Raw genomic sequence first — 5108 nt, 5'->3', positions numbered from 1 at the left:
AGAAATTAACTGTCATGGTGGTATTGTAACGATTCAAAAAGTACTTGCACTTTGTTTAGAACATGGGGCAAGAATGGCTGAACCAGGTGAATTTACTAAACGTGCCTTTTTAAATGGTCGTATAGACTTAACACAAGCAGAGGCTGTAATAGACTTTATTAAGAGTAAAACAGATGAGGCAAGTCAAATAGCCAATAACCAAATGCAAGGGCGCTTATCGACGCTTATTAAACGTCTACGTGCTGAAATTTTGGATATACTAACTGTCGTTGAGGTAAATATAGACTATCCTGAATACGACGATTTAGAAATTGAAACAACAAAAACTATTCTTGAAAAATCAACGAGCATAAGAAATAGTTTAGAAAGTCTATTAGAAACATCAAAACAAGGAAAAATCATAAAAGAAGGGATAAATACAGCGATTATCGGCCGTCCTAATGTAGGTAAGAGTTCGTTACTAAATAACCTATTACAAGAAAATAAAGCTATAGTGACTGATATAGCAGGAACAACACGTGACGTGCTAGAGGAATATGTTAATATTAAAGGAGTACCGATTAAATTAATCGATACGGCTGGTATTCGTGAAACAGACGATATCGTGGAACAAATTGGGGTTAAACGTAGTAAAGAAGCACTAGAAAAAGCTGATTTAGTATTATTCTTATTAAACAGTAGTGAAGAACTAACTGAAGACGATAAAGAATTATTAAAACTAACAGAAGGTAAAACAACTATTGTAATATTAAACAAATTAGATTTAGAGACGAAAATTGATATAGAAGAAGTTGGAAAATTAGCGTACAACCATCCTATTATAAAAACATCTATGACAACATATAAAGGAATAGATGAGTTAGAGAAAAATATAAGAGACTTATTCTTCGGTGGAGCTGCTCGTCCAAAGGATGCGACATATTTATCAAACACACGTCAAATCAACCTTATTCAACGTGCTTTAGCTAGCTTAAACGATGCTATCAGAGCTGCTGAATTAGGATTAGAAGTAGATATGGTCTTAATAGACTATACGAATACATTCAACCTATTAGGAGAAGTTATAGGGGAAAATTCTGGTGATGAGCTGATAAATGAATTATTCAGTAGATTCTGTTTAGGAAAATAAATTAGAAAAAACATAAAAGAAAGATTAAAATGTTTTACGTGAAACAGAACAATCAAGTTAAAGAATGTTTCGGCAGTACTAACAAGATAAAATGTTTCACATAAAACAAGAAATACAAGAAAAAATGTTTCACATGAAACAAAAAGGAGAAAGAAATGAAATGTATAAGTTTTAATGTCAATGGTTTAAGAGCAATCGTTGGTAAAAATTTTGAAGAAGATTTTAAACAATTAGATGCGGATTTCTTCTGTTTACAAGAGACAAAAATGCAAGCAGGTCAATTAAATTTGCAATTCGATGGCTATTATAGTTATTTCAACTATGCAGAACGAAAAGGATATTCGGGAACTGCGATATATACTAAACACAAGCCATTAAATGTAACGTATGGAATAGGAATAGAAGAACATGATACAGAAGGTCGTGTCATCACGCTAGAATATGAGAGATTTTTCTTTATTACAGTATACACACCGAACTCAGGTAGTGAGCTTAAGAGATTAGAATACCGTATGAGTTGGGAAGAAGATTTTAAAAACTATCTATTAGAATTAAACAAAACAAAAGGGGTAGTTGTTTGTGGAGATTTAAATGTAGCTCACACGGAAATAGATTTAAAAAATCCAAAATCAAATACTAAAAACGCAGGTTTCACACAAGAAGAAAGAGATAAATTTACGAAGTTATTAGAAGCAGGATTTATCGATACATTCAGATATTATAATCCTGATTTAACAGGAGCTTATTCATGGTGGAGCTATCGCTTTAATGCGCGTAAAAATAATGCAGGATGGAGAATAGATTACTTCTTAGTAAGTAAAGACATGGAAGAATATTTAGAAAGTGCTACTATTCACAATGAAATATTTGGTAGTGATCACTGTCCTGTAGAGCTTGTATTAAAAGACAATTTGTTGTAAAATAAAATATACGTTATGGAAAAATCCATAACGTATATTTTTAATACACTAGGCGTAAGTCTGATTATAAAGTGTGATGTAATCTAAAAAAAGCATAATAAAATAAACGGAGGTGACTTAATCAAAATAAATTACAAGTTTAAGTAGCATCCGTTATTAATTTTTAAGAAAAGAGGTAATTTATGGGACCAAAATTCTATATAGAAGATGTAAACGATTGTGACTCAGAATATTCTATTGATTATATAAAATTCGACGAATTAGGGAAAATAGATATTGTTAGAGAGACATATGGTAGAAATTATTTAGTAGAAAGAGATATACAGTTACCAATTTTTGAAACAGAAAGAGAGTATATAGATTACTTGGAAAAAGAAGACATAATAGATTCACATTTAGCAGAAGTTTTGCATTTATTTGAGGGGTATAAACCAGAATTAATAATAATGGATGAAATATCTTTAAATAATGCACTATTTATAGGGGATGCTAGAGGTGCTGAAAGAGCTACGGGTTTTAAAAACGCCTTTGAACTCCTTATGGAAGCAACCTTGATTTGGGAATTTTCTGCTATAGATGCCCTTGAAAGTACTCTGCAAGTAATAAGAACCTTATTACGAGATAAAAAACATAGATATCAAGAAAATTTAATTAGAATAAAATAGTAGAAAATATGCTAAGAACAACGAAAAAAGATGAATTAGACTGTGTAATGAAGATAATAGAAGACGGTAGAGAATTTTTAAAAGAACAAGATGTGAATCAGTGGCAACATGGTTCCCCTAGTCGTGATGAGATTATTAATGATATCAATGATGGAATATCATATGTATATGAAAAATCAGGTGAGATAGTAGCTACAGCTATACTGACTACATTTGATGTAGACTATGAAAACTACTCTACTTTTTGGTTAGAAAATTCTAGTTACTTAGCTATTCATCGTTTAGCAACGGTAAAAAATATCGTGCTTAATGAATTGCTCGTGAATTTATAGGAACTATCTATTTTTTTGCTAAATCTCAAAAAATAAAATATTTGAGAATAGATACTCATTTAGACAATAAAATAATGAGAAAATCTTTCAGTAAATTTGGATTCAAAGAAAAAGGTTTTATAAAATTAACTATGAAAAATATTTTAGATGATAAAGAAAGAGTTGCTTATGAATTAGAAGTAAAATAAAAATCTATGTTTCATGTGAAACAATTATAAGATGATAAAAATTTTTTTTGCACGTTTCACATGAAACAATATACAAGGAGGAAAAACGATGAAATTTTATTCTTACGAATACTTACAAAGTAAAATAGAACAAAACAACATTGTAGGAATAGTTATTGTAGGTATACTACTTTTAGTATTATTGTTTAGTTTAATTAAGTATTATAAAAACAGACAAGATACAAAATATAGAGAATTATCAATAATATTAGTATTAGGAACAGTGTTAGCGATAACCATAGGCATAACTAACTACAAAGATAAATCTGTTTCTTCTAATCAATACAGGAGTTCTGTACAATTCATTGAAAAAATAGCAGAGCATTTAAATGTAGAAAAAACACGTATTTATATCAATAGTGAGGTATCAATAGAGAATTCATTCGTAAAAATTGACGATACATATTATAGAGTAATAAGTAGTGGTAAAAAAGATGATTATCTACTAGAAAAAATTGATTTAGTAGATCCAGTAGTAGAAAAAGTGGAGGTGAATAAATAATGCAACTTTCATACGTTGATATAGCAATAAAATTAGCACTTGGATTAATATTGTTAGTGTTTGTAATTAATGTTTCTGGCAAAGGCAATTTAGCACCATCTTCAGCAAGTGATCAAGTACAAAACTACGTACTTGGGGGGATTATTGGTGGTGTAATCTATAATCCAGCAATCTCAATACTACAGTATATAAATATTCTATTAATATGGGTTATTTTAGTACTTATTCAAAAATGGTTGAAAACAAATAATATGTTCTTCAAAAAAATAGTAGATGGAGAACCGATTACTGTGGTGAAAAATGGAAAAATAGATGTAGAAGCTACAAGAAAGAGTGGTTTGACTGCTCATGATTTAGCGTTCAAACTAAGAAGTCAGGGAGTATATAGTATTAAAAAAGTTAAAAGAGCCGTGTTAGAACAAAATGGACAGTTAATTATAGTTTTAGCGGGTGATGAAAACCCAAAATATCCAATAATTACAGATGGTAATATTCAAATTAATACGTTGGAATCAATGGATAAAACAGAAGACTGGCTAAAAGAAACTTTATTAAAAATGGGATATGAAGACACATCTAAAATATTCCTGGCTGAATATGACAAAGGACAACTCCACATAATAGAATATTAAAATATTGATAGTACTAAATAATATTAAAGAAATTCCACTAGGATGTAAAATAAAAACAAAATATAAAAATAATAATATTGGTTAATATTATAAAAAAGAAAAGCAGGAAATTGAAAAAAATCAATTTTCTGCTTTTAAAAAACTATTTTTCAGCGTTAATAAAATCGAAAGAAGAATCTTCTTGGAATTTTTTAACAACATAAGAGCAAGTTGCGATGATTTTTTTGTTTTGTTCTTGCATATCTTTAACAAGAGCGTCTAATAGCTTACCTGCTACACCTTGACCACGAAGTGATGAATCGACAAAAGTGTGATCAGCAACAACTACATTAGGATTGCTAGTAGTAGAATAAGTAATTTCAGCAATTACCCTACCCTGTTCATCATATTTAACAAAACCATTATTTGTTTTAGTAAATTCCATATAAACCTCCTGGGATAATCATATTGTAATATGAGTGTTATTACTGTTATTATATCATAAAAAAGAGGAAAGTATGAGAAATTGAATTAAGATAGATGAGAGGATAGAAAAAAAGGAAGAAGATATTGAAGAAGAGAGTGTAAAATATAGATAGCTTATTAAAGTTATAAGAGAAACAACTATTAAAGTATATTATGTTTTAGTTTTATTTAAAAGTTATAGTGATATGTACCCCTTTTACTGGACAAAACAGTGAAAGGGGTGTTTTTTATGAGTT

Annotated in this window: 7 protein-coding genes; 6 read left to right on the top strand and 1 reads right to left on the bottom strand. The window is 29.4% G+C overall.

The genetic code is table 11. From position 1 onward, the window contains the following. The 6 genes from mnmE to RWL85_RS08370 all read left to right on the top strand — a co-directional run. A partial coding sequence (gene mnmE / locus RWL85_RS08395) for a tRNA uridine-5-carboxymethylaminomethyl(34) synthesis GTPase MnmE (protein WP_314087075.1) occupies nt 1-1129 on the top strand: 1129 nt, incomplete at its 5' end. A gap of 155 nt (nt 1130-1284) precedes the next feature. Next, nucleotides 1285-2049 (top strand): exodeoxyribonuclease III, encoded by a 765-nt coding sequence (locus tag RWL85_RS08390; protein WP_314087073.1) that lies wholly within the window; start codon nt 1285-1287, stop codon nt 2047-2049. A gap of 182 nt (nt 2050-2231) precedes the next feature. Continuing rightward, nucleotides 2232-2714 carry a hypothetical protein gene (locus RWL85_RS08385; RefSeq protein ID WP_314087072.1) on the top strand — a complete coding sequence of 161 codons (483 nt, stop codon included), beginning with the start codon at nt 2232-2234 and terminating at the stop codon, nt 2712-2714. 8 nt (nt 2715-2722) lie between these two features. Next, nucleotides 2723-3046 (top strand): hypothetical protein, encoded by a 324-nt coding sequence (locus tag RWL85_RS08380; RefSeq protein ID WP_314087069.1) that lies wholly within the window; start codon nt 2723-2725, stop codon nt 3044-3046. Between the two features lie 276 nt (nt 3047-3322). Further along, nucleotides 3323-3775 (top strand): DUF3290 family protein, encoded by a 453-nt coding sequence (locus RWL85_RS08375; protein ID WP_314087067.1) that lies wholly within the window; start codon nt 3323-3325, stop codon nt 3773-3775. Further along, nucleotides 3775-4407 (top strand): DUF421 domain-containing protein, encoded by a 633-nt coding sequence (locus tag RWL85_RS08370; protein WP_314087063.1) that lies wholly within the window; start codon nt 3775-3777, stop codon nt 4405-4407. The genes RWL85_RS08375 and RWL85_RS08370 overlap by 1 nt, the downstream gene beginning before the upstream one ends. Before the next feature lie 142 nt (nt 4408-4549). Here the strand turns inward: RWL85_RS08370 and RWL85_RS08365 are convergent, their stop codons facing one another. Beyond that, the gene (locus tag RWL85_RS08365) at nt 4550-4831 is read right to left on the bottom strand and encodes a GNAT family N-acetyltransferase (RefSeq protein WP_314087060.1); all 282 of its coding nucleotides are present in this window, start codon (nt 4829-4831) and stop codon (nt 4550-4552) included. Nucleotides 4832-5108 lie beyond the last annotated feature (277 nt).

It is taken from the genome of uncultured Gemella sp. (assembly GCF_963515875.1).
Classification (GTDB): Bacteria; Bacillota; Bacilli; order Staphylococcales; family Gemellaceae; genus Gemella.
Note: the sequence above shows the minus strand (reverse complement) of the source record. Positions and strands in the feature narration are given on the sequence as shown.